This is a genomic window from Pontibacter virosus (assembly GCF_003096355.1).
Lineage (GTDB): Bacteria > Bacteroidota > Bacteroidia > Cytophagales > Hymenobacteraceae > Pontibacter > Pontibacter virosus.
The window spans coordinates 1-26,383 of record NZ_QEKI01000021.1 but is presented as its reverse complement, the minus strand read 5'-3'; the positions used below and the strand labels follow the sequence as shown (position 1 = coordinate 26,383).

Annotated in this window: 31 protein-coding genes; 18 read left to right on the top strand and 13 right to left on the bottom strand. The window is 50.5% G+C overall.

Going from position 1 to position 26,383, the window contains the following annotated elements; translation table 11 throughout:
- Nucleotides 1-4: 4 nt before the first annotated feature.
- Entirely contained in the window at nt 5-1,048 is a 1,044-nt protein-coding gene (locus tag C8E01_RS20155) for an LLM class flavin-dependent oxidoreductase (protein WP_116545260.1), read from the top strand.
- Nucleotides 1,049-1,132: 84 nt separating this feature from the next.
- On the opposite strand, the gene C8E01_RS20150 is transcribed toward C8E01_RS20155, so the two are convergent.
- From C8E01_RS20150 to C8E01_RS20135, 4 genes are all read right to left on the bottom strand, one after another.
- Complete coding sequence (locus tag C8E01_RS20150) at nt 1,133-2,095, bottom strand: adenylate/guanylate cyclase domain-containing protein (protein ID WP_165820699.1); 963 nt, start codon at nt 2,093-2,095, stop codon at nt 1,133-1,135.
- A gap of 24 nt (nt 2,096-2,119) precedes the next feature.
- Nucleotides 2,120-2,416, bottom strand: coding sequence for a GNAT family N-acetyltransferase (locus tag C8E01_RS20145; protein WP_116545258.1), 297 nt, complete (start codon nt 2,414-2,416; stop codon nt 2,120-2,122).
- A 46-nt stretch (nt 2,417-2,462) separates the two neighbouring features.
- Nucleotides 2,463-2,822, bottom strand: coding sequence for a cupin domain-containing protein (locus C8E01_RS20140; protein WP_243409728.1), 360 nt, complete (start codon nt 2,820-2,822; stop codon nt 2,463-2,465).
- Nucleotides 2,823-3,014: 192 nt separating this feature from the next.
- Nucleotides 3,015-3,992: a ring-cleaving dioxygenase gene (locus tag C8E01_RS20135; protein ID WP_116545256.1), complete on the bottom strand. Its 978-nt coding sequence runs from the start codon at nt 3,990-3,992 to the stop codon at nt 3,015-3,017.
- A 268-nt stretch (nt 3,993-4,260) separates the two neighbouring features.
- Between C8E01_RS20135 and C8E01_RS20130 the strand changes: the two genes are divergently transcribed.
- The 6 genes from C8E01_RS20130 (at nt 4,261) to ygiD (ending at nt 8,410) form a co-directional block, all read left to right on the top strand.
- Complete coding sequence (locus tag C8E01_RS20130; RefSeq protein ID WP_116545255.1) at nt 4,261-4,917, top strand: NADPH-dependent FMN reductase; 657 nt, start codon at nt 4,261-4,263, stop codon at nt 4,915-4,917.
- 94 nt (nt 4,918-5,011) lie between these two features.
- Nucleotides 5,012-5,590, top strand: a complete 579-nt coding sequence (locus C8E01_RS20125; protein WP_116545254.1) for a Crp/Fnr family transcriptional regulator — start codon at nt 5,012-5,014, stop codon at nt 5,588-5,590.
- 114 nt (nt 5,591-5,704) lie between these two features.
- Nucleotides 5,705-6,367, top strand: coding sequence for an NADPH-dependent F420 reductase (locus C8E01_RS20120; RefSeq protein ID WP_116545253.1), 663 nt, complete (start codon nt 5,705-5,707; stop codon nt 6,365-6,367).
- A 46-nt stretch (nt 6,368-6,413) separates the two neighbouring features.
- Nucleotides 6,414-6,986 carry a YceI family protein gene (locus C8E01_RS20115; RefSeq protein ID WP_116545252.1) on the top strand — a complete coding sequence of 191 codons (573 nt, stop codon included), beginning with the start codon at nt 6,414-6,416 and terminating at the stop codon, nt 6,984-6,986.
- Nucleotides 6,987-7,006: 20 nt separating this feature from the next.
- Nucleotides 7,007-7,459, top strand: a complete 453-nt coding sequence (locus tag C8E01_RS20110; protein WP_116545251.1) for a DoxX family protein — start codon at nt 7,007-7,009, stop codon at nt 7,457-7,459.
- A 117-nt stretch (nt 7,460-7,576) separates the two neighbouring features.
- A complete protein-coding gene (gene ygiD / locus C8E01_RS20105; RefSeq protein ID WP_116545250.1) occupies nt 7,577-8,410 on the top strand; it encodes a 4,5-DOPA-extradiol-dioxygenase in 834 nt (277 codons plus the stop codon).
- Between the two features lie 46 nt (nt 8,411-8,456).
- Here ygiD and C8E01_RS20100 read toward each other — a convergent pair whose 3' ends face one another.
- On the bottom strand, nt 8,457-9,320 hold the full coding sequence (locus tag C8E01_RS20100; protein WP_116545249.1) for an SDR family oxidoreductase: 864 nt from the start codon (nt 9,318-9,320) through the stop codon (nt 8,457-8,459).
- 310 nt (nt 9,321-9,630) lie between these two features.
- On the opposite strand from C8E01_RS20100, the gene C8E01_RS20095 reads away from it, so the two are divergent.
- The 3 genes from C8E01_RS20095 (at nt 9,631) to C8E01_RS20085 (ending at nt 10,877) form a co-directional block, all read left to right on the top strand.
- Entirely contained in the window at nt 9,631-10,131 is a 501-nt protein-coding gene (locus C8E01_RS20095) for a DUF421 domain-containing protein (protein ID WP_207774927.1), read from the top strand.
- A gap of 105 nt (nt 10,132-10,236) precedes the next feature.
- Nucleotides 10,237-10,533, top strand: coding sequence for a hypothetical protein (locus tag C8E01_RS20090; RefSeq protein WP_116545247.1), 297 nt, complete (start codon nt 10,237-10,239; stop codon nt 10,531-10,533).
- Nucleotides 10,506-10,877, top strand: coding sequence for a hypothetical protein (locus C8E01_RS20085; RefSeq protein ID WP_116545246.1), 372 nt, complete (start codon nt 10,506-10,508; stop codon nt 10,875-10,877). The genes C8E01_RS20090 and C8E01_RS20085 overlap by 28 nt, the downstream gene beginning before the upstream one ends.
- Nucleotides 10,878-10,930: 53 nt before the next feature.
- Here C8E01_RS20085 and C8E01_RS20080 read toward each other — a convergent pair whose 3' ends face one another.
- Complete coding sequence (locus C8E01_RS20080) at nt 10,931-12,232, bottom strand: DUF5690 family protein (RefSeq protein WP_116545245.1); 1,302 nt, start codon at nt 12,230-12,232, stop codon at nt 10,931-10,933.
- Nucleotides 12,233-12,690: 458 nt separating this feature from the next.
- Between C8E01_RS20080 and C8E01_RS20075 the strand changes: the two genes are divergently transcribed.
- From C8E01_RS20075 to C8E01_RS20050, 6 genes are all read left to right on the top strand, one after another.
- Nucleotides 12,691-13,257: a helix-turn-helix domain-containing protein gene (locus tag C8E01_RS20075; RefSeq protein WP_116545244.1), complete on the top strand. Its 567-nt coding sequence runs from the start codon at nt 12,691-12,693 to the stop codon at nt 13,255-13,257.
- Between the two features lie 286 nt (nt 13,258-13,543).
- Complete coding sequence (kaiC, locus tag C8E01_RS20070; RefSeq protein WP_116545243.1) at nt 13,544-15,007, top strand: circadian clock protein KaiC; 1,464 nt, start codon at nt 13,544-13,546, stop codon at nt 15,005-15,007.
- A 68-nt stretch (nt 15,008-15,075) separates the two neighbouring features.
- Nucleotides 15,076-15,351 carry a circadian clock KaiB family protein gene (locus C8E01_RS20065; RefSeq protein WP_116545242.1) on the top strand — a complete coding sequence of 92 codons (276 nt, stop codon included), beginning with the start codon at nt 15,076-15,078 and terminating at the stop codon, nt 15,349-15,351.
- 244 nt (nt 15,352-15,595) lie between these two features.
- Nucleotides 15,596-15,787, top strand: a complete 192-nt coding sequence (locus C8E01_RS20060; RefSeq protein ID WP_116545241.1) for a cold-shock protein — start codon at nt 15,596-15,598, stop codon at nt 15,785-15,787.
- 113 nt (nt 15,788-15,900) lie between these two features.
- Entirely contained in the window at nt 15,901-16,128 is a 228-nt protein-coding gene (locus C8E01_RS20055) for a hypothetical protein (RefSeq protein ID WP_116545240.1), read from the top strand.
- Nucleotides 16,129-16,415: 287 nt separating this feature from the next.
- A complete protein-coding gene (locus C8E01_RS20050) occupies nt 16,416-16,889 on the top strand; it encodes a hypothetical protein (protein WP_116545303.1) in 474 nt (157 codons plus the stop codon).
- Nucleotides 16,890-17,381: 492 nt separating this feature from the next.
- On the opposite strand, the gene C8E01_RS20045 is transcribed toward C8E01_RS20050, so the two are convergent.
- From C8E01_RS20045 to C8E01_RS20030, 4 genes are all read right to left on the bottom strand, one after another.
- Nucleotides 17,382-20,576, bottom strand: coding sequence for an efflux RND transporter permease subunit (locus C8E01_RS20045; RefSeq protein WP_116545239.1), 3,195 nt, complete (start codon nt 20,574-20,576; stop codon nt 17,382-17,384).
- A gap of 36 nt (nt 20,577-20,612) precedes the next feature.
- The gene (locus C8E01_RS20040; protein WP_116545238.1) at nt 20,613-21,752 is read right to left on the bottom strand and encodes an efflux RND transporter periplasmic adaptor subunit; all 1,140 of its coding nucleotides are present in this window, start codon (nt 21,750-21,752) and stop codon (nt 20,613-20,615) included.
- A 17-nt stretch (nt 21,753-21,769) separates the two neighbouring features.
- A complete protein-coding gene (locus tag C8E01_RS20035) occupies nt 21,770-23,104 on the bottom strand; it encodes a TolC family protein (RefSeq protein ID WP_116545237.1) in 1,335 nt (444 codons plus the stop codon).
- Between the two features lie 161 nt (nt 23,105-23,265).
- The gene (locus C8E01_RS20030; RefSeq protein ID WP_243409727.1) at nt 23,266-23,874 is read right to left on the bottom strand and encodes a TetR/AcrR family transcriptional regulator; all 609 of its coding nucleotides are present in this window, start codon (nt 23,872-23,874) and stop codon (nt 23,266-23,268) included.
- Nucleotides 23,875-24,035: 161 nt separating this feature from the next.
- On the opposite strand from C8E01_RS20030, the gene C8E01_RS20025 reads away from it, so the two are divergent.
- Nucleotides 24,036-24,500, top strand: a complete 465-nt coding sequence (locus C8E01_RS20025) for a DoxX family protein (RefSeq protein WP_116545235.1) — start codon at nt 24,036-24,038, stop codon at nt 24,498-24,500.
- An 8-nt stretch (nt 24,501-24,508) separates the two neighbouring features.
- Here the strand turns inward: C8E01_RS20025 and C8E01_RS20020 are convergent, their stop codons facing one another.
- The 3 genes from C8E01_RS20020 to C8E01_RS21840 all read right to left on the bottom strand — a co-directional run bounded on the left by C8E01_RS20020 (nt 24,509) and on the right by C8E01_RS21840 (nt 25,592).
- The gene (locus C8E01_RS20020) at nt 24,509-24,931 is read right to left on the bottom strand and encodes a hypothetical protein (protein WP_116545234.1); all 423 of its coding nucleotides are present in this window, start codon (nt 24,929-24,931) and stop codon (nt 24,509-24,511) included.
- A 226-nt stretch (nt 24,932-25,157) separates the two neighbouring features.
- A complete protein-coding gene (locus C8E01_RS21845) occupies nt 25,158-25,358 on the bottom strand; it encodes a uracil-DNA glycosylase family protein (protein ID WP_207774925.1) in 201 nt (66 codons plus the stop codon).
- On the bottom strand, nt 25,359-25,592 hold the full coding sequence (locus C8E01_RS21840; protein WP_207774924.1) for a mismatch-specific DNA-glycosylase: 234 nt from the start codon (nt 25,590-25,592) through the stop codon (nt 25,359-25,361). It lies immediately after the preceding gene.
- Nucleotides 25,593-25,676: 84 nt separating this feature from the next.
- Between C8E01_RS21840 and C8E01_RS20010 the strand changes: the two genes are divergently transcribed.
- A complete protein-coding gene (locus C8E01_RS20010) occupies nt 25,677-26,216 on the top strand; it encodes a hypothetical protein (RefSeq protein ID WP_133242802.1) in 540 nt (179 codons plus the stop codon).
- Nucleotides 26,217-26,383 lie beyond the last annotated feature (167 nt).

Sequence of the window (26,383 nt, the reverse complement as noted above, 5' to 3'; positions counted from 1 at the left end):
AACTATGGAAATTGGCGTAACCACCTTCGTTGAAAACACCCCTGATCCGACCACCGGAAAAATGCTGCGTCCTGAAGAAAGGATGCATAACCTGATGGAAGAGATTGCGCTGGCTGACCAGGTTGGGTTGGATGTTTTTGCCATCGGGGAGCATCACCGCCCTGATTACATTGTTTCATCTCCGGCCGTCGTATTGGCAGCGGCGGCTGTGAAAACCAAAAACATCAAGTTATCGAGCGGTGTGACGGTATTAAGTTCCGATGACCCTGTTCGTGTTTTCCAGGATTTTGCCCATGTCGATCTACTGTCGAAAGGCAGAGCGGAGATCATGGCTGGCCGCGGCTCCTTTATCGAGTCTTTCCCGCTTTTCGGCAATGACCTGAAAGACTATGACACCCTGTTCTCAGAGAAACTGGAACTGCTGATAGCGCTGAATAAAAGTGAGAAGATAACGTGGGAAGGCAAGCACCGCCCAGCTATTGACAACCGTGGGGTGTATCCGAGGCCCTATCAAAATGAATTGCCGATCTGGGTAGCAATTGGCGGTACGCCCCAATCCGTGGTTCGTGCAGCTACGCTTGGGTTGCCGATGGCGCTGGCCATTATCGGAGGAGAGCCGGAGCGTTTTGTTCCTTTCACCAACCTGTATAAGGAGACATACAAAAAAGCCGGACACGACCCTGCCAAACTTCAGCTGGCAATTAACTCGCATGGCTTTATCGCGGATGACGCGCAGCAAGCTGCTGATGATTACTACGGTCCATATGCCTATGTGATGAGCAAGCTCGGGCGCGAACGTGGCTGGTCTCCTATGAACAGAGCGCACTATGAAGCAATGCGTGCTCCGAAAGGGTCGCTCCTGGTGGGCAGTCCGCAACAAGTCATCGATAAAATACTGTACGAATATGAGTTGTTCGGCAATACCCGTTTTCTGTTGCATATCAGCGTGGGCACACTGCCACATACCATCGTGATGCGGGCCATCGAATTACTTGGAACCGTAGTAGCGCCTGCTGTTAAAAAAGCGGTTGAGAAGGCATCGTCATAAGGCTGCTTTATCACCTTAAACTTAGCATCATCCGGGTTAGCAAACACACTAATAAATGACAGGCAAATCTGTGAAAAAGGAATGTTACCGCTGGATTGCCTTGGGGAGTACTGCTCCCTCTTTTACTTCATAGGGTTTCCCGATCATCTTCACTTCATAAGGTGTGCTTACGCCCTTCAGGTTCAGGTAATCACAGCCCACTGCATAAGGTGGGTTTCTAAGCAAGCGATACGCGACGGCTGAGATCACGAAGCTGTTGTTCAGTTCTTTGGTAGAGGCCTGTAGACGGGCGGCGATGTTCACCGGAAAGCCCATCACGGTCAGGTTATGACTCAACCCTATACCTACGTTACCTACCACTACCTTGCCGACGTGCACGCCTATACCTACTTCAAAAGTATGGTTGAAGTAAGGTCGCATGTAGGTGTTGTTAAATATCGTTAGATCTGAGAGTATTTTCAAACCGGCCAGAACGGCCGACTCTGTGGCTTGTTTGATTTTGCTGTTCAGACCAAAGACCGCATAAAGTCCGTCGCCGGCTGTGTCGATAATCTCCCCGTCATACTGCGTGATGGCATTCTTGAAAAGGGCAAAGATCCGGCGCATGATGTGGATGACGTCGAAGGGGAGGCTCTCTTCGATAAAAGGAGTAAAGTTGCGGATATCAATAAAGAAAAGGGCCAGCTTGCGGCGCTCTCCCATCACACTCCTTCTGTTCTCTTCCGTGTCATCGATTAAAATAAACCGGTCTGTCTCGTCGCGGATCAGGCGCTGTACTTCTACCCCCTCGCCCGTCACCTGCGCCTGACAAGCAAGCCGCACATTGTCCGGAAACTGCTTTACCTTCTTAATGGTCCGCTCATAGCTCGTGGGCGGTGTAAGCTTATCCTGCCCTTCCAGCACCAGCACCCGACATGTGGTGCACTGACCCTTTCCTCCGCAGGCGTGGTAATGCGGTATACCGGCCGCCAGCGAAGCCTGCAGGATGGTCTGGTTCTCTTCAACCGGTACCGTCTTCTCACCCTTGAAATTTATATGGTGGGTCACAAGCACTTTTGTTTGAGTTAGTCCTTATACGTTTTTGCTCGTTTCTTTACGCACCAGGTACTGGTATTCCGGGTGTTTATTCAGATAAGAACGCATATAAGGGCAAAGTGGCACCAACTCCAATTTGTTCTTTGCTATGTGCTCCAGCGCATACCTGGTCATAGCAGCCGCTATACCTTTCCCTACTATCGCCTCAGGCACTTCCGTATGCAACACCGTCATCACGCCAGGCCGCAGCTTATAATCAATAAAAGCGGTATAGCCCTCCACGCTAGTCTCGAACCTGTTTCTGGCTGGGTTATCTTTTACTTCTATCTCCATGACACTGGTTTTTAAATTCAATCTTTAAAAGGATGGTACCTATACCTTAGACCAGCGTAATGAAAATGGAGCTCCGGACGGCTTGCTCCAAATTACGGGTTTTATGGCCTTTTCCGGTTGTATCCTCCAGCAGCAGCACTTCTCCCTGTCTGAAGGTGCGTTTCTCACCTAGCGAGGTTTCTATTTCTATGCCTACATCCAGCACGACAATGTATTGCCGTGCCGGTGCCGTGTGAAAATCATAATCATAGGTGGGCACTACTTTCCGGAAAATCACACTCTCCGCTACTTCCGGCTCCGACAGAAAACCGATCTCCCCTTCCGGATTCAAGGGCCTGGAAATATCCTCAAACTTACTGTCGCCACTTTCGTCGGTGTATACCCTTGTTATTGCAAAATTCTCCATAGCTGCTCTCATCTTTTATCTGAATACTTAATTTGCCTTTAACCCAAGCTTAGTCAATTTTAGGCAGGGCAACTACAATCTCCGCTCTGCGCGACTCATACCGTGGCGGCAGAAGCAAACCTGTTCCCAGCTCTTCCCACGGCACGTCGACGCCAATTCCGGCATTGTCGGTGGCGATCTCGAACAGATTGCTTATTCCTGCTCAAATGTTTTCGTGCTTCTCACGGTGTCAATGGGCCGGACCATTTTTTCGATGGCTTCGCGTTTCGGCTCCAGAAAGGGAGGCAGGGATAATTTTTCCCCCAGTGTTTCATAGGGTTCGTCCCCCATAAAACCGGGACCATCAGTAGCCAGCTCAAATAAAATTCCGGGTGCAACTCTGGTGTACAGCGACTCGAAAAAGTGGCGGTTGACGTAGCCGGACGTAGGGAGCCCTATCCTGTTCATGCGTTCAATCCATTCTTCCAACGCGGTACGATCTTCTACCCGAAATGCCACATGGTGCACGGTGCCAAAGCCCTGCTGCGCCATAGGTAGACTCCCATTCTTTTCGACGATCACAGAGGCCCCATTTCCGCCCTCCCCCACTTCAAACAAATGAAAGGCACCCTCCTGGGCAGTTTCTCTGAACAAAAGAACCTTCTCCAGCACTTCCTTAAAGTAGTCGAAGTCCCCGATCCGGACAAAGACCGGACCTAAACCCGTGATGGCGTATTCCGACGGAACAGGTCCCTTCTGCCAGGGCGTGCCCGATGCTATACCTGTGTTGGTTTCGTCGGAGATTAGCTGGTATTGCTGGTCGTCAAAATCAACGAAAGGAAGTGTGTGTTTCCCGAATTGTTTTTGAATGCCGGAATGCTTCACGTTCAGGCGATCGAAGCGCTTCTCCCAATAGGCCAGCGCGGCGTCGCTGGGCACCCGGAAAGAGGTCCTGGCGATCTCGTTTGTACCATGCACACCCTTTTGAATCCCCGGAAAATCGAAGAACGTCATATCGGTTCCGGCACTCCCCTTGTCGTCCGCGAAAAACAAATGATAGGTCTGTATATCATCCTGGTTGACCGTTTTCTTCACCAACCGCATCCCCAGCACGTTCGTGAAAAAGTCATAGATCTTCTCGGCACTACTGGCAATGGCTGTAACGTGGTGTACTCCTTTAAGCTCGTTCATACTGTTTCTTTATGATATTGTGGCACAGGTATAGGCTCTATACCTATACGTTGATTTTCGCTTCGTTAGGTAATAGTTGAGACTAAGGGATGCGCTCTATACCTGACTCTCCCCCTAAAGCTAAACTGTGCAGAGCAATATGGCCTATACCTTTTAAGAGCGGCCTCGTTAAACAAATGACATTTGCAGGTAGTAAGCCTACCTGTCGGATTCGCCCTGGTAATACGGGACAGGCAATAGCCGATACATTTTAAACGAGTTAGATCAAATGGAACAACAAGACAACAATCGTGAGCATACCAGCTTTCTGGTTTTTTCTGCCTCTTTAAGGAAAAATTCTCTTAATACGAAGCTGGCAAAACTGGCGGTGAAAGTGATTGAGAAACACGGCGGCACCGTAGACTTTGCCGACATGGCGGACTTCGACTGTCCCACCTTTAACCAGGATCTGGAGGTAGACAATTACCATCCGGAAGGGGCCGAAGCTTTTCGGAAACGCATTCTGGCAAACGATGCCATGATCGTTTCATCGCCCGAGTACAACGGCTCCATGCCGGGTAACATCAAGAACATCATCGACTGGACTTCGCGCTTTCGGCCGCAGCCTTTCCACCAGTACCATGCGCTGCTGATGTCCGCTTCTCCCTCCATGGCGGGTGGCAACCGGGGGCTTTGGGCGCTGCGGGTTCCCTTTGAGCACCTTGGCACCCGGGTATACCCGGATATGTTTTCACTAGCCACAGCCCACGATGCTTTCAATGAAGATGGCAGCCTGAAAGATAAAACACTGGCCAAGCGGTTTGAAGACAATCTGGTCGCCTTCATGAACCTGGTGGAAGCCTCTAAGCACTATCCCTGCATCAAAAAGGCCTGGGTGGAATTTCTGGGCGAAAAACCAGCCAAGGAAACGGAGCGGGTGGAATAAAAGGACTAACTTGGAAGCAAGCAGAAGCTCCGGTATAGAAACAAATACAGGAGCGGCTTTCCCCCGATCAAAAGCTTTCAATCACTAAGAGGCGATGTACACGTTATTCTTTCAGCACTTAAACAGCAAAGTACAGTTAACCGAAGAGGAACAGGCCCACATTAAGACCTACCTTACCTTAAAGAAGATCCGGAAGAAACAATACCTCCTGCAGGAAGGTGATGTGTGCAAAGTGATCGCCTTTGTGGAGAAAGGGGCCCTGCGCGCCTACTCTGTTGACGACAACAGCAACGAGCACATCATTCAGTTTGCTTTAGAAGGGTGGACAATTTCTGATCTGTACAGTTTCCTGACAGGAGATCCCGCCACCTACAACATCGATGCGCTGGAAGACTCGGAACTGGTGCTCATCAGCAAGTCAGCCCATGAGGAGCTGTTGCAGACGATGCCCAAGTACGAGACCTTCACCCGATTGAATATTACAGGTGCCTACCTGGCCATGCAGCGCCGGTTGACCTCTATTAAAAGTTCTACCGCAGAAGAACGCTACCAGGATTTCATCGCCCTTTACCCGCACATCGCGCAGCGTGTTCCCCAGCACATGATCGCCTCCTACATGGGCCTCACCCCCGAGACCCTGAGCCGCGTCAGAAAGCGCATTTCCTCCAAATAACATCTTACATGATTCTTTAAAAGCATTGATTTAGATCAATGCTCTTTCTTGACCGGGCTCAATGCATGGCGGCATGGTAGGGTCGTACCTTTGTATTGTTAATAATTTACCGATATGAAGACAAAGCAAACCATAGCAATCATAGGAGCTTCCGGCAACATGGGTTCAGCCATATCCAGAAGTCTGTCGAGGGGCAACTACCGACTGTTGCTTTGCGCCAAGGACCTGGAAAAAGTGCAGGCTGTGGCTGCAGACATAAAAACCAGTTATCCGGGTGCGGAAGTAGAGGCAGTAGACTGCACAAAAGAAGCCTCCTGGGAGGCGGACATTATTATTAACGCAGTTCCCTATGCTGCAGAGAAAGAAATAGCTGAGAAGATCAGGGAAGTAGCCAACCAGAAGATCGTCATCAGCATCGCCAATCCGCTGAACGAAACCTACGATGGATTGGTAACTGCACCGGATACCAGCGCGGCAGAAGAGCTGCAGAAACTGCTACCCAATTCCAAAGTAGTGAAGGCCTTCAACACTACGTTTGCCGCCGACTTCTCCACACCTGTGATCGATGGCAAGCAAGTGGATGCTTTTATAGCTGGCAATGACAAGGAGGCCTTGCAAGTCGTTTCTGAACTGGTCAAAACGGCCGGTTTCCATCCGATTGTAGCAGGTAACCTGCCCGTGAGCGGGACCCTGGAGCGTATGCAGTTGCTGCTCATTCAGTTGAACATGAAATACGACTACAACTGGCTGGCAGGCTGGAAGATCCTGCATCAATAAACGAATCACACAAATCCATATACACACAATTTAAATCACACACATTATGAAAAGGTTATCCTTAATTTTATTCGCATTCCTGTCACTGACAGCTTTCACAACCCTGAACAGCGTTTGGACAAACGATGACGCGCACTCGCAGCTTGGCTTTACAGTGAAACACCTGGGCATTGCCGATGTATCGGGCCACTTCGATGACTTCGATGTAAAAATCACTTCCACTAAACCGGATTTCAGTGACGCAGTCGTAGAAATGACCGCCAAAACAGCTTCTATCGACACGAGAGTAGAAGACAGAGACAACCACCTGAAGAGCCCGGACTTTTTCAACGTTGCAAAGTACCCGACGATGGACTTCAAAAGCACCTCTGTAAAAAAAGCAGGCAAAGACAGCTACAAGCTGACCGGTAACCTGACCCTGAACGGCGTGACCAAGCCCGTTACCATGGACATGAAGTACAACGGTACGGTAGAAAACGCCATGAACAAAAAGCAGACGGCTGGCTTCCAGGTAACGGGTACCATCAAGCGCTCTGACTTTAACCTGGGCAGCGGTTTCCCGGCCCCGATGATCAGCGACGAAGTGCGCATCAAGGCGGACGGCGAGTTTATCCAGTAATATATAACCAGAAATCAGCCATGAAAAAGCTATTAAACGTGTACCAGAGCGCAAACAGCGTTGATGTGGCACTTCTGATCACCCGGGTAGGTATAGCGGCCCTGATGCTTACCCATGGGTGGCCAAAGCTGGAAATGCTTTTCTCGGAAGGCCCGGTTCAATTTCCGGCCCTGTTCGGACTAAGCGCCACAGGCACACTCGCACTTGCGGTATTCTCCGAAGTGCTTTGCTCCCTGCTGATTCTGGTAGGGCTGGGTACCAGGCTGGCAGCCATCCCCTTAATCATTACGATGCTGGTAGCGGTGTTTATGGTACACGCCGCAGACCCCTTTGCCAAGCAGGAACTGGGCCTCTTATACCTGATGCCGTACGTCGTTTTACTACTGACAGGCAGCGGCAGGTATTCTGTTGACTACCTGCTCCAGCAATCAGTGCTCAAGCCATCTTATGCCAGGTCGCTTTCAATACAGTAAAGAATAAATATAGGGGTGCTTTCAGGAGGAATTCTCCCTGAAAGCACCACTAATTAAATCCAGGCTGTTATGCAACGGAAACAGTTTATTAAGACACTTTTAACAGGAGTAGCAGGTATGACGACATTATCCGCTTTCAATAAATTTACAGATAACCTGGGCGAGCAGGAGCAGCTGATGCCGGTCCTCTTTATGGGCCACGGCTCTCCCATGAACGGTATTCTGGACAATGAATTCAGCCAGAAATGGGCGCAACTGGCAAAGGACATCCCTACGCCCAAAGCAGTGCTGGTGATATCGGCCCATTGGCTGAGCAAAGGCACCCGCATCACGGCTATGGATTTTCCAAAGACCATTCACGATTTCGGTGGCTTCCCACAGGAGCTGTTCGATGTGCAGTACAAGGCACCGGGCAGCCCGGAAATTGCGAAGGAAACGGCTTCCATTATCAAATCCACTGCTGTGGAAATGGACCATGACTGGGGCCTTGATCACGGCGCCTGGACCGTTATCCGGCACATGTACCCGGAGGCCAACATACCGGTGCTGCAGCTCAGCATCGACTACACCAAAGGTCCGCAGTATCATTACGATCTGTCCAAAGAGCTGGCAGCCCTTCGCAAAAAAGGCGTATTGATCATAGGCAGCGGCAACATGGTGCACAACCTGCGCATGGTGGCCTGGGATAAACTGAACGAATCAGAGTACGGCTTCGACTGGGCGGTGCAGATGAACACGACCTTTAAAAATCTGATCCGCAACGGGCAGCACGACAAGCTGATCAAGTACGAGCAGTTGGGCCGGGAAGCCATGCTGGCTATACCTACCCCGGAGCACTACTGGCCTTTGCTCTATACCCTGGGCCTGAAAGGCAGCAAGGATGACGTTTCCTTCTTTAACGACAAAGTGGTGGGCGGCTCACTGACCATGACGTCGGTTATGATCGGGTAAAATCAGCACCCACAGGTGTAGGTGATGGCACCAATACGACCGAACTTTATCCAGCTGCTGAAGTATGCTTCAAGGCACCCCCTACTGCATCAGGAAGCGGCGTGGTGGGTCGTTTGATCAGTTTGGAGAGCTGGCGGCTGTCATCAAACAAATCGCCCTTTGATACGGATATATCCCAGTTGGCAATTGCCTTCGCCATTTCCTCAGGTATACCGAAGCTGGTAAGCGCAGCTGCATAATCTGCCTCTGGCAAATTCTTGTAGGGAATATCCTGACCCGACTGTCGGGATAACTCCGCGGCGAACTCGCTGAGAGTGAAAGCCTCGTCGCCGGCCAGCTCGTATACCTTGCCGTCATGTTCTTCGCAGGTCAGAACGGCAACCGCCGCTTCGGCAAAATCCTCACGCGTGGCGGCCGAGATCTTGCCCTCTCCCGCACTTCCAATAAAAGCACCGCCGGCCAGGGCACCCGGAATAGAGGCGGTATAGTTTTCGGTGTACCAGCCATTGCGGAGAATCGTATGCGGAATACCGGAAGCTTTTAGGGCCTGTTCTGTTGCAAGATGTTCTGGTGCCAGGCTGACCGACGTATTGTCGGCATGCAGCACACTTGTATAAACGATACGCTGTACCCCGTTTTGCCTGGCGGCATCAATGATGTGCTGGTGTTGCCTGGCACGCTTCCCCACTTCATTTCCTGAAATCAGTAACAGGGTATCTATACCTTGCAGGGCGTGCTGGAGTGTCTCAGGCTTGTCATAACTAGCCTCCCGGGCCTCTATACCCAGGTCGGCTGCCTTCTGGGGCGAGCGTACGAGTGCCACCAGATCATCAGTGGCTGCTCTTTCTTTCATTTTTGCTACGACTAGGCGTCCAAGGTGCCCGGTAGCTCCGGTTATTCCTATTTTCATCCTGCTTGCTGTTTAAGTTTGACTTTTTGCTTGTACGCTGAATCCATAAAACAAGGAAGTACTCCCGCTACAAATATGAAGAAGTTTGCAGTAGAGATCATTCCGACAACAAACCATACCTATGTCTACACCACTACTCCCATCCGGCTAAGGGCCATATATTCCACGTTGCCATCTCCGTAAGGGTATCCGGCTGCCTCTTCTGGCGTATACAGTACTGTTCCTCCTCGGCCTTCATCAAAAGCGGCCAGGAGGAACACTGTTTATAGACACCTGTGGTAATGATATATTACCAATGCATTCAACATACATGGAGCTACTTCAAATGAACCTGGCCGAACTGTTCCGAACCGAAACCCCTGTACTGGAGCTTGTACTGCGCGCCTCGATTTTATACCTGGGTATTCTGTTCCTGCTGCGCATCGTACCACGCAGAACCGGAGGAGAACTGGCAACTATTGATCTGCTCTTCGTTGTCCTCATTGCAGAGGCCGCTACGCACTCGTTTGGGGGCTACTCATCCATTACGGAAGGCTTTATCGTTATCCTGACACTGATGGTCCTGAACTACATCATCAACCTTCTGAGCTACTACTCCCCTTTTATAGAAAAGCTCATCTCCTACCCACCGCTGCTCGTGGTAAGGGATGGCAAACTGCTCCGCCGAAACATGCGCCGCGAGTTCCTGACAGAAGAAGAATTAATGGAGTTTCTTCGCAGAGAAGGTATAGAGGATGTAAAGGATGTCAAGGCAGCTCACGTAGAAGCAGATGGGCATATCAGCTTTATCACGAAAAAAGGAAGTAGCTAAAAAGAGTATCTTTGCAATAGCTCGGTTGAGCAACTCAGAATTTACACAGCGCTGCCCACTTCATGCATGAACACTTGATGTGGAAGCCTACATACCTGTATACCTATGAACGCCAGTAAGAAATGTCCAAACTGCGGTCAGTGGTCCCGCTGGAATCAGAATCCTACTGACCGTTGCGAGCATTGCAACAGCATCCTCGATCCGGTTGCCGTTGCCCGCCAGCAAGCGCGCGAGGAGCGCAGACAAGAGGAAGAAGAGCGCTTTTCTATCAAATTGATTGAGTTAAACCCGGATGATCCTTGGTATAAACAGATTTTCAAGCGGGTTGGCCTGGGCTTTCAGATCGCCTTCGTGTCCATCATCTCCTTTATCCTATGGCTGATCGCGTTGCTGGCCGGATAAACTGGAGTACCCTCAGCCCACTGTTCTGGGTGCTGGCAGCGGTATACCTGGCACATTTAAGCTGGCGCTGGCTCGGGTTGCCGAGGCCCTGGTGGGTGCAGCATTACCTGGACGATTTGCTATGCCTGCCGCTGGTGCTCACCGTTACGATCTTTATACTTCGGTACTTCTACGGCCCGCAGCTGCGCCTCTCCTGGTACCATGTAGCCTTTACGGTGGTCTATTTCTCGCTTGCCTTCGAAGTGTTCTTCCCCAGGTTCATGCCCCGCTATACCTCCGATTGGGTGGACGCCGCACTCTACGCCATAGGTGGCGTCATTTTCTACCGGTTCCTGAATAAGTAAATATCGCACCTTTGTACCGCCTTTCTAGGGAGTTACGAAAGGAAACAGAACGCTTATACCTGCACCGCTTTCGCAGCGCCTATATCTCTGGCTTTTAACTTTTCATATTTCTTCCCAAAATATACCATCGAAAAAGCGGTTAGCAGAATCCCGATGGCGGAGAGTCCGATCACGCTGTTCGAAAAGAAGGTGACCCAGTTCAACTGCACCTGAAAAATCTCTTTGCTGAACAACACTCCTACACTGCCCACATACCCAAACGAATCGGCCAGGTAGATCAGGAAACCAACATTGCCGGTATAACGGAAAGTGGAGATCAATCGGTCGAAGAAGACGGCGTTGAACGGGATGTACACCATGTATAGGCCCAGTCCCACCAGCATCATCCACCAAACCGGGTCCATGGACTGGGCGGCAAAAAGCGCTGTTGAGATTCCGGCGATTGCAAAGCCTATCAGGATAAAAACGTGAGCCGTCTGCAGCGCCTTGTAGTTGTTCTTGATGAGCACCATACTGCCGATCAGCACCAGGATAATCAGGGTAATAGGGGTTTCAGTTTTCGAGAAGATAGCGGGCTGATCAAAAAATCCCAGCTCTTTCCACATTTCTGCGCCAAAGTTATCGCGTATGTCCCGGAAGATAGTCGCGAAGCAGTAGATGAGTACACAGACAACGATACCGGCCATGAACTCCTTTACAAAGCCTTTCCGATCTTCCTCCGTCATAGGGGCACGTTCTGTCCGTAGCAGTATGTCCTCTTCGCTGGGTGGCGGGATCTTTTCCATCAGGAAAACGAAAAGCAACAGCGGCATGGCAAAGACCAGACCGGTATAGAAAGGTACCCAAAATTCGGTTACGCCAAACTCCACCATCAGCCAGGCACCCACGGATTTAACAAAGCCTGATGCGAAGATAAAGCTGACCGCCAGGGTGGCACCGATGAAATCAGTGCTCCGCCTGCCCTCCACATAAGAGAAAACGACTCCCCAGAGCATACCCAGCGGAAACCCATTGATGAACAGAAAAGCAATGTTGTAGGGTGGTGGCACCAGGGCGAAAAACAGCCAGCTGAGCCAGGCTATACCTGTCAGGAGAACAATCACGGCTCCCCTTCCTGTGCGTTTGAGCTCTGAGATGTATTTGATGCCGTAGAATTTGGCCAGCAAATAACCCAGCACCTGGCTGATGACCAGGATTGTCTTGTAGCTATACCCGGCAATCTCAATTCCGTCGAATGTGGCCACCGTAAAAGACTTACGGAAACCGAAGATCATGGTATAGGCAAGGAATACCACCACTGCGGCATAAAGCCCCACTTTTAGCTGGCTACTGTTTTTGTTTATCATCGTTGCCATACCTTGTACATCATTTCCAGCCTAGTGATTTTAATTTTCGCATTGGGAATGTAGTAATTAGCAATGGAATTACTAAATGGGCGGCCAGAAATGTTTACTATTTTCTTATGACTAAACACTCATCCTGTATTTGTCCTTTTCAATTCAACACCCTGATACCACGTATAGCAGAGCCAAAGAAATACAGCAGCATTTTGGGCTAAACCCTTCCTTTCCCAAAAGAATTAAAATTTAATGTCCTTAATACTCCGTAAATTGGAAGTATTGGGATATACATTAGTCGTTTATGAATTAATATGTTCGATTCAACGTATAGGTATATACTATCGGAACCTGTTTTACATCTTCTTGTAAAATCCTGATCTCATTGCTCATCACGCGCTCCAGGTTCTCAGCACTTTCCCAGCAGCAACGCCGTACCATACTCCCGGATTTGAGTATGCGCCTACCCCTAATAAATGAAATTATACATTAAGTACATGGTCAGCAGCCGCTGCAAAGCGCTGGTGCAGGAAGAGCTGATAAATCTCGGATTACAATCGGAATATGTGGTGGTTGACCTTGGCATCGTTGAAATCCACAAAGACATCACCGACATTCAGCTGGATCAGCTGAAAGAGAACCTGAGCAAAGCCGGCCTTGAATTGCTCGACGACAGCAAGAGCAAACTGATCGACAAGATAAAGACGCTGATCACCGACATGATCCATGCGTCGGAAGAACAGCCGAAAGTGAATTATTCGGTTTACATCAGCGAGAAACTGGGGTACAACTATAATTACTTGGCCAATATTTTCTCAGAGGTCAAGGGCATCACCATTCAGCAGTTCATCATCATTCATAAAATAGAGAAAGCAAAAGAACTGCTGTTTTACGATGAGCTCTCCCTGACCGAAATTGCTCACCGCCTGCACTACAGCAGCGTGGCCCATCTGTCCGCCCAGTTTAAAAAAGTGACCGGTCTCTCGCCTTCGTTTTACAAGAAAATAAAGGACAAGCGGGAGAGCGTGCTCGAAAACCTGTAACATTTGAAACATACTTGAATAAGTATGTAAAGAATTCCTCTGCCATTCCCCTCACCTTTGTACATCCCTTTGCGTGCTGTTTCGAGCTGCAGAATGCCTAAATGTATGTTTGAATTTTAAATGTCTGTATCCTTAACATAAGGTGTGGAAACACCAGGCATGAATAAACGCACTAAAGTTTGCTGTAACAGATCATAAAGCCCATTTAAACCTACCTGTCATGGTAACTCCAAGACTTGTCAGAACAGCACCATACCTCCACTTCCCAAACCGCTTACGTTTGCCTATGAACCTCCAAAAACTAGAAACCGGAAACGCATCCTTCGATCATATATCCCATGGCGGACTGCCCATAGGCCGCACTACACTTGTGGCGGGTAGCTCTGGAAGCGCTAAAACTTTGTTTGGGGCACAATTCCTGGCGCTGGGCATTCAGTTGTTCGACCAGCCAGGTGTTTTTGTCACCTTTGAAGAGCAGGTGGATGACATTCGCAAACACCTGCGAAGCTTTCACTGGGACATTGACACCTGGGAAAAGGAAGGGAAATGGATATTTGTGGATGCCGCCCCGAAAGAAGAGATCATCATTGCTGTCGGAGACTTCGATCTGAGCGCATTCAGGATAAGGCTGGAGCGAGCCGTGATGAAGTGCAAAGCGCAGCGCGTTGTTATTGACTCCATAGGCAGCATCTTTACCCAGTTCCACGAAGAAACACACACCATCCGGCGTGAGCTGATACAGGTAGCACTCACCTTGTCGCGCTTAAATGCCACGTCCATCATCACCGCTGAACGTCTGGAAGAGTACGGCAACATCACCCGGTTTGGAGTGGAGGAGTTCCTGACGGACAATGTGGTGATACTTCGCAATGTGTTGCACAACGAGAAGCGCAGGAGGACCATCGAAATCCTCAAATTCAGGGGCAGCGACCACGAAAAAGGAGAAAACCCCTTTACCATAAACCCGGAGAAGGCCATCGTCATCATCCCCTTGTCGGCCATGATCCTGAAGCACACCTCTTCCCATGAAAGAGTAACTTCCGGTATACCTGCACTGGACGAGATGATAAATGGCGGGTTTTACAAAGGCTCCATCAACCTCGTTTCGGGGGCCATCGGAGCTGGCAAAACCTTGCTGGTGGCAAACTTTATAAACGGTATCCGTGAGAAAAAAGAGCGCTGCCTGCTCATGGCTTTTGAAGAAAGCAGCGAACAGCTGTACCGTAACGCCTCCGGGTGGGGTATTGATTTCAGGCAGCTGGAAGATGAAGGTTTGCTGAAAGTGATCTGCATCTATCCCGAGATTTCATCGCTCGAAGACCATTTCATCAACATTCAGGAAACCGTAAAGAACTTTAAACCCGACAGAATCGCGATCGACAGCTTGTCTGCTTTATCCCGTGCCTCTTCCGACAAGGGTTTCCGGGAGTTCATCATCGCCTTTACAGCCTACCTGAAGCACGAGGAAATTACCGGGTTGTTTACGTCTAACACGCCGCTACTAGCAGGTGGCACATCCGATACAGAAGGAAACATCTCCCCGATCACGGACTCCATCATCCTGCTGCGCTATGTCGAGATGTCGGGTGAGATGCAACGCAGCATTGCTGTGCTCAAGATGCGCGGATCCAAGCATGATTCCTCTATCCGTAAGTTTACGATAACAGATGAAGGGGCCAATATAGGCAAGCACTTCGAAGGAATCAGTGGAATTCTGACAGGCAATCCCATGCTGATCAAGCTCGAGTAATATTTTACGACAGTATACCAACAGTAGCCGGTCGCTTCCGGAGCTTTTAGCCAATTAAAAAAACGAGCATGCATGTATTTCAGCTCTTTATCAACGGACACAGCCTAAACTCTATTGAGGCTGTGGACACACTTCTTAAAATTTGCAGGGAAAATCTAAAAGGTAACTATCAGCTTGAAATAATCGATATCCAGAAAGATCCTGACAAGGCAGAGGAGGCGGGCATCATCGCCATACCCACCCTTATCAGAATGGAACCAACCCCGGTCAACCGCATCATAGGGGCCTTAAACGTCAGGAGTCGCGTACTGGCCGGCCTGGGTATTTCAAGTATGCACAAATAAGCTGATAGGACAAGCCATGTTACAATGCATCTGAAAAAGGGAGCAGCCCTTTTGTTCCTGGGAAACAGGGGTATTTGAGGCCACATGAAATTAAATACCACAAACGGTACGGCCACAGCCGCAACTTATCTGAAAAGAATAGAGACAATGCAGCGGTTTTGTAATTTATTTATCGTACATTGTAAAAAATAATGAACGCATATACCTGCAAATATGTAGTAGGTATAGCATAACAAAAGAAATAATGAATAACGGAACAGTAAAATTCTTTAATGACCTGAAAGGGTTCGGGTTTATTAAGGAAGCAAATTCAGATCAGGAATACTTTGTACACGTTTCTGGCCTTACTGATGAGATCAGAGAGAGTGATGAAGTAACATTTGACCTGCAAGAAGGAAGAAAAGGATTGAACGCGGTTAACGTTAGGCGCGCTTAGTCTCAGACTATATTCACAGAAAAGCCTTGCCTCCCGCAAGGCTTTTTTATTGCTGCCCCTGCCTTTACAGCTCCGGCAGTTCTTTTACAAATTTAAACCTAATACCCCACGACATGAACAGAAAATACCTGGTTGATACCGAAACAAATGAGTACCTGTGCATTGCTCTGAAAAAGGGAATGGAGTGGATTCCCAACAATCAGGACTCTCTTCCGAGCTTTATGAGCACCCGCACGCCTGTAACTGAAAGCGGTTCTGTTTTACTTTCAGGAGAATTCAATGACAATGCTTTTTTTGAAAAGTGGATCCGCAACGGTACGAACGTATTGTTCAAGTATTAACGGCGGCTTGCTAACAAAAGCAGCATCCTAACAACGGCTATAGCTGCCTGCTCACAGCTATGCCTACTTCCTCTGGCAATTAGTTCAGGATAAAAAGAGAGACAGAAATAAGCCACACGCAAAGCGAACTTCGCTTGCATGGGCCCATACCAAAATCTCTCTCCCGCACGGGTACGTGAACCTGAAATAAAGCTACCACGAACAACCTCACAATTGTGCTGAACAGGTAATTTAAATTTGTAATTTTGATAAGCAAATTTGAATCAATCACCAGAAAAAGCACCTCTTTGAATACTTCTGAAAGAAATCAGATCAAAGCCCTTGCGCTTTACCAGATCATTGGCGGCCTGCTAGGTATAGCCCTCACTTTGTGGGTAATATTCAGCGGCAAAATGGTTGTAGACCAGGCGGCCCTGCGCATCGGCCTCTTCGCCGGCGGACTTTATATCTTTTCCATCCTTTGCGGGCGCATGCTGTTCCGCAGCCAAAAGCGCGGACTAAAACTCTCCCTCATCAACCAGGTGCTGCAGGTGGTGTATTTCTCCTTCGGGGCCTACGCCTTTCAGTATGTGGCGGGCTTGCGCATAGGAGTTGGCGTGGATATGGTGGCAGGCTGGATCTTTAAATTCAGGCTGGCCCTCTCCTCTTTTCATTTCAGCATCGGCACCGACCTCGGCCAGAAATTCATCGGCATCAACCTCGTTGCCCTGTTCCTGATCTTCTGGATCGAGCGATTGATGGAGAAGGTAAAGAGCTCCTAAACAATGGAGTTCATGACAAAGGACTCCTTGCAAAAACTATTGAAAAGTAGTGAGCCTCCACCCAATGCGGTCAACATTAAAATGTTCTTGTCATTTCATCCTTGGGAGAAATCTGAAAGATTAACTGTGCACTAAAATAATCCAGATCTCTCATTTCATTCGAGATGACACCTAGAGACTACCCTGCTAGTGCGAACTTGCAGCTCGTACTGCTACTCTTGCTGAAGGTATAGCTGCGTGGAAAGGTGTAGGCACGAGCCACAAGCTCGCGCCAGCGGTGCAGTTAAGCCAAAACAACTTGCTACCAAGATCCTTTCAGGATGACAAAAAACAAGCAGGAAACGACCCTACGCTAAGTTGTTCCAGGTATAGGTATTAGTTAAATATAGAACAGCTTCACCCTCTGCTTACAGAAACAAAGAGCCCCGGCCGTTTGGCCGGGGCTCTTTGTTTATACCTGGATCAATTGTCCTGGTGTAAATTGTCTTAAACTTAAGGATTCACATAAGCCGGATCACCGCCATCATTGTCTGGCAAATCACCACCTTTGGCACGCAGCTCGGCAAGCCCCTTTTTACCGTAGGCAATCCTTGTGATCACCACATAAAGCACCGGCACCACGAAGATGGCCAGGAAGGTAGCGGCCAGCATACCGCCAATTACTACCCAGCCAATGGTCTGGCGCGATACGGCACCGGCACCGGAAGACAGCGCCAACGGCACCACACCCAATATGAAGGCCAGCGAGGTCATGATGATCGGGCGCAGACGCAGCTTCACGGCTTCAATTGTCGCCTCAATCAGCTCCATGCCCCGGTCCACGCGTTCTTTGGCAAATTCTACGATCAGGATCGCATTTTTGGCCGCCAAACCGATCAGCGTTACCATACCGATCTGGGCGTACACGTTATTGTCAAGCTTTGGCAGGAACGTCAGGGCCAGAATAGCACCGAACATACCCAGCGGAATGGCAAACAGGATGGAGAACGGCACCGACCAGCTCTCGTAAAGCGCCGCCAGCAACAGGAGCACCAGCAGGATGGAGAGCGAGAAGATGTAAATCGTACTCGAGCCTGCTGCCCGTTCCTCACGACTCAGGCCTGTAAACTCATACCCGTAACCCGCTGGCAGTGCTTCGGCAGCTACTTCCTCCAGTGCATCGAGCGCCTGCCCGCTACTGTAACCAGGGGCCGCGCTACCATTGATGTCCACGGAGCGGAAGAGGTTGTAGTGTGTGATAACAGCTGCATTTTCCACCACCCGCGATCTTACCAGGGCGCTCAGCGGCACAGCTTCTCCCTGTCTGTTCATCACATAGAACTGCTTCAGGCTTTCAATGTCCATCCGGAATGCCGTGTCGGCTTGCGCCACCACCCTGAAGTTACGGCCGTAGCGTGTGAAGTCGTTCACGTAGCGGCTACCCATGTAGGTCGACATGGTAGAGTATACATCAGCGATGTTCACACCCAGCCTTTTCGCTTTCTCGCGGTCCACGTCCACATGGTAGCCCGGTGTTTTGGCCGTGAAGAAGCTGTAGGCCATCCCGATCTCGGGGCGCGCATTAACGGCTCCCAGGAACTGGCCCATCACTTGCTCAAGTTCGCGCACATCGCCCGCTTTGCGCTGCTGCAACACGAAGGTGAAACCACCCGACTGGCCCAGACCAGGTATAGCCGGCGGAGCTACCAGGCGCACGTTGGCCTCCTTGATGCCCGCTATCTTCTGCTGCACCTCGGCCATCACCCCGTTCAGGTGCGAGGCCTCGTCCTTGCGCTGGTCCCAGGGCTGCAGCTGCACAAAGAAGGTACCGCTGTTCGACTTAAACGAAAAGTTGATCGCGTTCAGGCCCGCCACGGAGGTATAGTTCCGGATCGCCTCCACAGAGCCCAGCTGGTTGCCGATTTCCTCCAGAATCTCGTTGGTTCTGGTCATCGAGGCACCTTCCGGCAACTCCACCGACACGAACATACGGCCTTCATCCTCAGAAGGTATAAAGCCGGTTGGCTTGGTGGAGAACAGTCCGAAGGTACCCACATAGATACAGATCAGGACGATGAGCACCAGCGGCGCGGCCTTGATGCTTTTGCGCACCCCTACCGAGTACCGTTCGGTGGTGCGGGCAAACCAGTTGTTAAACCTGTAGAAGAACTTGTTGATGCCGCGCGAGCCCTCGTTCACATTCATCGGCTTGAGCATGATGGAGCAGAGCGCCGGCGTGAGGGTGAGCGCCACAAAGGCTGAGATCAGCACTGAGATCGCAATGGTGATGGCGAACTGCTGGTACAGCCTACCCACAATGCCCGGTATAAAGCCCACCGGTATAAACACGGCCGCCAGGATAAGGGCAATGGCAATAACCGGAGCTGTAATGTCCTTCATGGCCTTGCGGGTAGCTTCCCGCGCCGATAGCTTCTCATGGTCTATGTAATGCTGCACGGCTTCCACCACCACAATCGCGTCATCCACCACAATACCGATCGAGAGTACGAAACCAAACATGGTGAGCGTGTTGATGGTGAAACCCAGGGGAATGAAGAACACGAAGGTACCAATGATGGACACAGGTATAGCCAGGATTGGGATCAGAGTGGCGCGCCAGCTCTGCAGGAACAGGAACACCACCAGGATCACCAGGATCAGGGCCTCTATCAGCGTCATCACTACTTCGTTGATCGACACCTGTACCACCGACACCGTCTCAAACGATACGATGTAGTCCACATCCGCCGGGAAAGAGTCCTTTAGGTCGTCGAGAGCGGCATAGATGCCTTCGGCGGTTTCGAGGGCGTTACTGCCCGGCGCCTGGTACAGGAGCATCATGGTAGCTGGGTTGCCGTTGATCTTGGACTGCCGGCCATAATCGAAACGCCCAAATTCAATGCGGGCCACGTCGCGCAGGTATACTATCGAACCGTCCGCCGGATTGGTGCGCACAATGATGTCACCAAACTCCTCCTGCGTCTGCAGACGGCCGGTTACCGTGATCGGGTACTGAAAGGCCTGCGTGTCGTACTGCGGCGCACCACCCACCGTACCGGCAGCAATCTGCAGGTTTTGCTCCTGTATGGCGGCCGTGATTTCGTTAGCGCCAATGCCGTACTGGGCCAGTTTGTCTGGCTGCAGCCAGAGGCGCATACTGAAGTCCTGCCCGATGGAAGTAATGTCGCCTACCCCGCTTACTCGCATCAGGGCATCTTTGATGTAGATGTTGGTGTAGTTGTCGAGGAACTGGATGTCGTGGGTGCGTTTGGGCGAATAAATACCGATCACCATCATGATACTCGGGTTACGCTTACGCACCGTCACCCCCAGTCGCCTTACCTCTTCCGGCAGGGTCGGCTGCGCAATGCTGGCGCGGTTCTGCACGTCGAGTGTGGCAATGTCAATGTCGGTCCCGATCTCGAAGGTAACCGCCATGTTCATCTGGCCGGTACTCGTGTTGGTAGAGGTGATGTAGGCCATGCCTGGCGTACCGTTGATCTGCGTTTCCACCGGCGTCGCCACAGATTGCTCTACCGTGAGAGCATCGGAGCTGGTATAGTTGGCCGATACCGATACGGTGGGCGGCGAAATATCCGGGTACTGTGTGACTGGCAAGTTCATCATGGCCAGTACGCCCACCAGCACGATCACTATCGAGATCACCATGGCGGTGACGGGCCTTCTTATAAATACTTCTGAAATCATAATGTCTGGTTAATGCTCTGAAAGACCTATCTCCGATTATTGGGCGGCTCCCGCCTGCGGCTGCTCCGGACCGCCCAGCTGCACCTTCGCACCCTGGCGCAGACGCTGTATACCTTCGGTCACGATCTGCTGCCCTTCCTTCAGGCCTTCGCGCACCACAATGTCAGCGGCCACGCGTGTGCCCAGCTGCACGTTCTGCTGCACCACCGAGTCGCCCTGCACCACATACACATAGTACTCGCCCAGTTGCTCAGTCACCGCCTTAAACGGTATCACGATCTGCTCGCCCAGGTCCTGGTTGAGCACGTTGAGGCTCACGGTCATACCGGGCACCAGTCTCTCGTCCGGGTTCGGGAACTGCACGCGCACCGTGGTCGTGCCGGAGCGGCGTCCGATGGCCCTGTCAATGGCTAGCAATTTGCCATTGTGTTGGTACTGCTCCCCGTTGTTGAAGCGGACGGTGAAAAGCGAGTCCGGCTGTTTGCCCTGTTGCAGGTTGCTGAAGCGGCCAAGCTCGCCTTCGTTGATCACAAAATCAACCGCAATCGGGTCAGAAGAAGAGATGGTGTTGAGCAAAGGCTGCCCCGGCGAAACCTGTGCCCCTACCCTCGCCTGCGAAATACCGATGACACCACTAAACGGCGCATTGATCACCGAATAACTCAGGTCAGTGGAGGCGCTGCGTACCTGTGCCTGCGCAGCGGAAACCTGTGCGCGGGCGGTCTGCACCTCGGTGCGGGCATAGTCTACCTGCTGCCGGGCTATGGCATCGCGCTCGGCCAGGCGCTCGTAGCGCTCCAGGTCCTTTTCGGCGCGGGCCAGGTTGGCCTTGGCGCTCTGCAGACTTGCTTGCGCCTGCTGTATACCTGCCTGGTATTTGTTCTGGTCTATCTCGTAGAGCTTCTGCCCTTTTTTAACACGCTGCCCGTCCTGCACAAAAATGTTGGTGATATAGCCCGATACCTGCGGACGCAACTCCACCTCCTGCAGCGGTACCACCGTAGCTGGGTAAGTGTCGCGGCCGGTCACGCTTTGCTGTTTAACCTGGATCGTGTTCACCGGAACGGCCATGGCCATTGGGTTCATTTGCTGCTGTCCGGCATCGTCACCGCCGCAAGACACAAGCATAGTTGGGCTGATGATGGCTGCAAACAGCCAGGTGTACTTATTCTTCATTATCTGATTCTCTGATTTTATCGGTTGATGTCTATATTTCCAAGGGCCCGCTGCAAGTCCAGTTTGCTGGAGAGCACACTGTAAAGGGCATTGTAGTAGTTCAGTTGGGTGGTGCGCAGTTCGGTCTCGGCGACGATCAGGTCCACGTAGGCCTTCACGCCCTCGTCGTACTGCAGCTTGATGATCTCGTACACCTCTTCGGCCATGACCAGGTTCTGCTGCACTGTGCGCCATTCTGTGTAATCGCCTTTGTAGTTGGCCAGCGCTGTCTGGTACTCGGTGTTGATGGCCCGGCGCGCGTCCTTGATCTGCACATCCAGGCGGTCTTCCTGCAACTGCGCGATCTTCAGATTCTGCAGTCTTCTGGTGCCCTGAAAGATCGGGAGAGATGCCTGTATACCCACCGACGAGTTGGGGAAGTGCTGGTTGTAGAGGTTGGCTAACTCGTTGTTGAAATACAAGAGGTTGTAGTTAGCAAAAGCTGAAACAGTTGGCAGGAAGCTCCAGCGGTTGTAAGCCGTGTTCAGCTTCAGCAGGTCACGCTGCGTTTGCAGCTGCTGCAGTTCTATCCTCCTGTCAAAGGTGAGCAGCTCAGTGGTGTCTACCTGCACCTCCTGCTCCATACGGCCGTAATTGTAGGTCAGGTTCAGCTCCTGCTCCACCGGATAACCCATCAGCTGCTTCAGGTAGGCCAGGCTGGCTTTAATGCTCTCCTCCACCCGCTTGCGGTCCGACCGGATGTTGGCCAGGGTAATGGCGGCACGCTGGTAGTCGGTCTTGTCAACGATGCCTACCTCGTAGCGGCTGCGGGCATCGTTGTACTGCTTTTCCTGGCGCGAGATGTTCTGGTCCAAGATGCGCAGTTGCTCCTTCGTGAGCAGCACGTTGTAGTAGGCCTTGCTCACTTCCACCACCGTGTTGATGCGGGTGTCGGTCACCTGCTGGTCCAGCAGTAGCTTCCTGGAGTTGGACGCCTTTGTGGCGAGAAACAAGTTGTTATCAAAAATGTTCTGGGTGGCCTGCAGGGCTATGTTGGAGTTGTACTTCTGCCCGAAGGTGATGATCTCGCCTCCGATCGGCTGCTGCGGCCTTTTGATGTTGTAAGTGCCCCCGAAGTTAGCATTGATCTGCGGAAACCATCCTGCCAGACTGGATCTGATTTCCCGCTCGCCGATCTGTTCGTCTATCAGCGCCTGCTCCATGGCGGCAGTGTTTTCGAGCGCATAGTTCACAACCTGCTCCAGCGTCAGGCTGTCAGTTGCTGCAACACCTTTGTTGTCCTGCGCGAACAGAGTGCCCGGCGCCAGCAGAGAGGCAATCAGCAAGCGTTTAAAATATGTTCTTAATTTCATGTATGCGATTGGTGTTCAGCTTTTTGATTGAGTATTAAACGTGCAGATGCGGCTACCGATGGTGTTGCAGCTTTAGTTTTGTCTTTCATGTTTCATTTTGGAGCTTGTGGTTATTGTTTGAACACTAATAAAGTTGCATTTTTTTGCCTCGGGAGCAGCCGCTAACGACCCAGGGCAATTCCATCCCAGAGCAACTGCTGTATCTGCTGCAGCTCTTTTTTGTCGAAGTGGAGTCGGCCGCTGGCCGTCATTTTGGCTATCGTAAGGATACTGCTGTGGGTGAGCGTGGCCAGTATTTTGGGGCTGACCTCTTTTAGTTCCCCTTCCCGGATGCCACGCTCGAAAAAGGCGAAAAGCAAGGTGTAAAATTTGTCTTCTTCAAATGGCGGCCTTGTGGAACTGTAGGGGGAGTTAACAAACTGTTCAAAGAACCGGAGCAGGTTCTGATTGTTCTGGTAAAAGGTATAGAGTCCGCCCCAGAGATTGAAAAAGCAGTCTTTAAAAGGTATAGCGGCACAGGTCTCCTGCTCCACCACGGCAATGACCTGCTGCTGGGCATAGTCAAACAGCTCGGTGATAAGCTGCTCTTTGCTTTCGAAGTAATGGTAGATGGTGCCCGCTGCCACACCGGCATGTTTGGCGACCATGCTCATAGGCGTACCATGAAAGCCCTTGTCCCGGACCAGCTCCATCGTACTTATAAAGATGGCTTTCTTCTTATCTGCGATCGGCTCCATGTTACTACTGCTCCCTCCCAATTGAACGTTCATTCGGTTGGCAAAGCTACAATTGTAACTACAATAGTAAAAGCTAGTCCGTCAAAAAGCTGGATTTTCTGGCCAAACGACTGCGGAAGCATGGTAAATAAACGGGATTGCATCTGGGAACGTAAATATAGGTATAGCGCATTTTTCCATTAAATCCTACCGCCATGGCACTCGCACACGAACTCCGCCACAGCCGCCGCATCAACAGCGCCAACAACCCGGTTTGGATGGACGGCCTCAGAATCCTTCTCGGTCTGTTCCTGTTTATAAAAGGCCTGCTCTTTCTGGAGCACACCACCGACGTTTTCTACATCTTCAGTTCCAGCCAGGACGTGATCACGACTGGCAAGGCCCACTTTCTCACCAGCCTGGTACATGTGGTGGGCGGCCTGATGATCGCCTTTGGGATGCTCACCCGCTTGGCACTGCTCTGCCAGATTCCGATCCTGATAGGTGCGCTGCTGATCGTAAACCCGCAGCGCGGCGTCCACCTGGGTAACACCGAGTTGATCATGTCCCTGATCGTCACGGCCCTCATCCTGTTCTTTATGATCAAAGGCCCCGGCCGTTATTCCATCGACAATAAGGTGTTGCGGCAAAGGCAAACTGAAACGGGTGGAGAGGACTGAGCTAAGCCTCAGCTATCGGTGTTGAATAGCCATTCCTGGGCGTCATCTCTAAACATAAAATCGCGGGACTTGAAGGGCAAGGGGAATTTGTAGGCTATTTCATTGATAGTTTCGATGGAGATCTGCTGAAAAATATCGGAGCCCATAACGTTAGCAACACGCTTTAGTTTGCTGTGCTGCAGTATGGCGGCAGAGTGCGTGGCAATCCAGTTCTGGTCCTGCAGCGATGGTGGCAACATGAAGGTATAGTCCACCATTACGAGTTCAACCTCATTGTCCATTATAAACTGACTGGCAAAATGCATGGCTTCACGAAGTGGTTTGCTCGGTATATTGCCCCGCCAATTACCCCAGAACATTTTCTGATCAGGGCTGTACCGAATCGTCACAAAGTCCAACTCCAGTGCCTTTTCAATATTTTGTAGGTTCATGTTCCATGCCTGCTGATTTTTGTATATATCTGACCACTACAGGTATACGGCTGACATTAGAAAGAGCATCATGCAATAGTACAAAAAAAAATTCAACGTCTGGTTGCATAAGGGCATGGTATAATAAAGGGCAAATTGCGGACAGTGTAGCTCATATATCTGGTTATACCTTGGGACCAACAGCAATATCTACCTCCGCAAGATAAAGCCAAGAGAGAATGCTTTTCTACTTCAGCAAATCGACAAAGAGGCGCAGTTCCTGGTATACCTCGGCAAGTTTCCGCGGCGGGAAATGGGCGTTCAAACCGCTGGGGTTGGGCAGCACCCACAGCTTCGTGTTCCCGATGGTCTGTTCCTGTATTCCTATACCTGCAGTTGCTTTCCCGAAGGCCACGCGGTAGGCGGATATACCCAGCAAAGCCAGCACCTACGGCTGGTACGCTTTCACTTTCTCCACTAGCTTTACCGCTCCTTCTTTCAACTCCACCGCCGACAACTCAGCAGCATTTGCCGTGGCCCGATCCACGACATTGGTGATGCCGAAGCCCAAATCCAGCAAGCTACTTTCTTCTTCGGGCAGGTATAGCCGGGGAGTAAAACCTGCCGCGTGTAGGGTTGGCCAGAAGCGGTTGCCCGGGCGGGCGAAGTGATGCCCCAACACACCCTAGCAGACACCTTAGCAAGTGTTTCAAGCTAAAGCGTCTGCTAGACCATTTCGTTGGGGGTAATTAGAATAAATATAAAGATGCTTCTAAAAAAACTGAAACAGGAAAAGTTTGATGCGGATTACCAAGGGGCAACCATCACAACTTTCTCATTTGAAGGGCAAATAGAAGTGATTGACTTTATAAATTCTGACTATTTTAGAATTGACTGTACAAGGGACGACATAAAAGAAAAGCCTCTGCAACAGCAAAATAATTATCTCAAACCAGCATTCAACTTAGAAAAACTTTCGATAGAAGATTTCAGAGCCTTGAATCTATCTGGGCTTATTTCTTTTTTTGATAAATATGCCGCTGGAGAATGGGGAGAAAGTGACAGGGAAGATTTCATTGTAGTTTGGAATGAATTAAGAAACCATCTTTCCCAGCTTGGAGACAGTTTTACGTTTTTCCTGATTTCCAAAGAATGGTTTGAGAACCAAGAAAGCAGAAAAAACTCCGAAAAGGCAGACATTAAATTAAAGGAACCAGAATTCTGGATTTATGGCTATTATTTCATTGTAGTTGGTATTTCTAAAGCCAAGAATGATCTAATAGCTATTGTTATGTTCTATGATTAAAAGAATAACTTCCCCGGCAAAGCATAAACACCATGCTACGGCCGACGGCCTTGCACGTTGTTTACACGAGACCGTCAGACTGTCTAATAACACCTTCCTTCCTGCAACTTTTCACAAGCTAAGTGGCTAAGTAATACTATACTTATCCACTTGAACTATGAAATTCA

Bases quoted from the DNA above. Each gene is read 5' to 3' on its own strand.
- C8E01_RS20155 (WP_116545260.1), top strand. From the start codon at position 5: ATGGAAATTGGCGTAACCACCTTCGTTGAAAACACCCCTGATCCGACC.
- C8E01_RS20145 (WP_116545258.1), bottom strand. From the start codon at position 2,416: ATGGAGATAGAAGTAAAAGATAACCCAGCCAGAAACAGGTTCGAGACT.
- C8E01_RS20140 (WP_243409728.1), bottom strand. From the start codon at position 2,822: ATGGAGAATTTTGCAATAACAAGGGTATACACCGACGAAAGTGGCGAC.
- C8E01_RS20135 (WP_116545256.1), bottom strand. From the start codon at position 3,992: ATGAACGAGCTTAAAGGAGTACACCACGTTACAGCCATTGCCAGTAGT.
- C8E01_RS20130 (WP_116545255.1), top strand. From the start codon at position 4,261: ATGGAACAACAAGACAACAATCGTGAGCATACCAGCTTTCTGGTTTTT.
- C8E01_RS20125 (WP_116545254.1), top strand. From the start codon at position 5,012: ATGTACACGTTATTCTTTCAGCACTTAAACAGCAAAGTACAGTTAACC.
- C8E01_RS20120 (WP_116545253.1), top strand. From the start codon at position 5,705: ATGAAGACAAAGCAAACCATAGCAATCATAGGAGCTTCCGGCAACATG.
- C8E01_RS20115 (WP_116545252.1), top strand. From the start codon at position 6,414: ATGAAAAGGTTATCCTTAATTTTATTCGCATTCCTGTCACTGACAGCT.
- C8E01_RS20110 (WP_116545251.1), top strand. From the start codon at position 7,007: ATGAAAAAGCTATTAAACGTGTACCAGAGCGCAAACAGCGTTGATGTG.
- ygiD (WP_116545250.1), top strand. From the start codon at position 7,577: ATGACGACATTATCCGCTTTCAATAAATTTACAGATAACCTGGGCGAG.
- C8E01_RS20100 (WP_116545249.1), bottom strand. From the start codon at position 9,320: ATGAAAATAGGAATAACCGGAGCTACCGGGCACCTTGGACGCCTAGTC.
- C8E01_RS20095 (WP_207774927.1), top strand. From the start codon at position 9,631: ATGGAGCTACTTCAAATGAACCTGGCCGAACTGTTCCGAACCGAAACC.
- C8E01_RS20090 (WP_116545247.1), top strand. From the start codon at position 10,237: ATGAACGCCAGTAAGAAATGTCCAAACTGCGGTCAGTGGTCCCGCTGG.
- C8E01_RS20085 (WP_116545246.1), top strand. From the start codon at position 10,506: ATGGCTGATCGCGTTGCTGGCCGGATAAACTGGAGTACCCTCAGCCCA.
- C8E01_RS20080 (WP_116545245.1), bottom strand. From the start codon at position 12,232: ATGGCAACGATGATAAACAAAAACAGTAGCCAGCTAAAAGTGGGGCTT.
- C8E01_RS20075 (WP_116545244.1), top strand. From the start codon at position 12,691: ATGAAATTATACATTAAGTACATGGTCAGCAGCCGCTGCAAAGCGCTG.
- kaiC (WP_116545243.1), top strand. From the start codon at position 13,544: ATGAACCTCCAAAAACTAGAAACCGGAAACGCATCCTTCGATCATATA.
- C8E01_RS20065 (WP_116545242.1), top strand. From the start codon at position 15,076: ATGCATGTATTTCAGCTCTTTATCAACGGACACAGCCTAAACTCTATT.
- C8E01_RS20060 (WP_116545241.1), top strand. From the start codon at position 15,596: ATGAATAACGGAACAGTAAAATTCTTTAATGACCTGAAAGGGTTCGGG.
- C8E01_RS20055 (WP_116545240.1), top strand. From the start codon at position 15,901: ATGAACAGAAAATACCTGGTTGATACCGAAACAAATGAGTACCTGTGC.
- C8E01_RS20045 (WP_116545239.1), bottom strand. From the start codon at position 20,576: ATGATTTCAGAAGTATTTATAAGAAGGCCCGTCACCGCCATGGTGATC.
- C8E01_RS20040 (WP_116545238.1), bottom strand. From the start codon at position 21,752: ATGAAGAATAAGTACACCTGGCTGTTTGCAGCCATCATCAGCCCAACT.
- C8E01_RS20035 (WP_116545237.1), bottom strand. From the start codon at position 23,104: ATGAAATTAAGAACATATTTTAAACGCTTGCTGATTGCCTCTCTGCTG.
- C8E01_RS20030 (WP_243409727.1), bottom strand. From the start codon at position 23,874: ATGAACGTTCAATTGGGAGGGAGCAGTAGTAACATGGAGCCGATCGCA.
- C8E01_RS20025 (WP_116545235.1), top strand. From the start codon at position 24,036: ATGGCACTCGCACACGAACTCCGCCACAGCCGCCGCATCAACAGCGCC.
- C8E01_RS20020 (WP_116545234.1), bottom strand. From the start codon at position 24,931: ATGAACCTACAAAATATTGAAAAGGCACTGGAGTTGGACTTTGTGACG.
- C8E01_RS20010 (WP_133242802.1), top strand. From the start codon at position 25,677: ATGCTTCTAAAAAAACTGAAACAGGAAAAGTTTGATGCGGATTACCAA.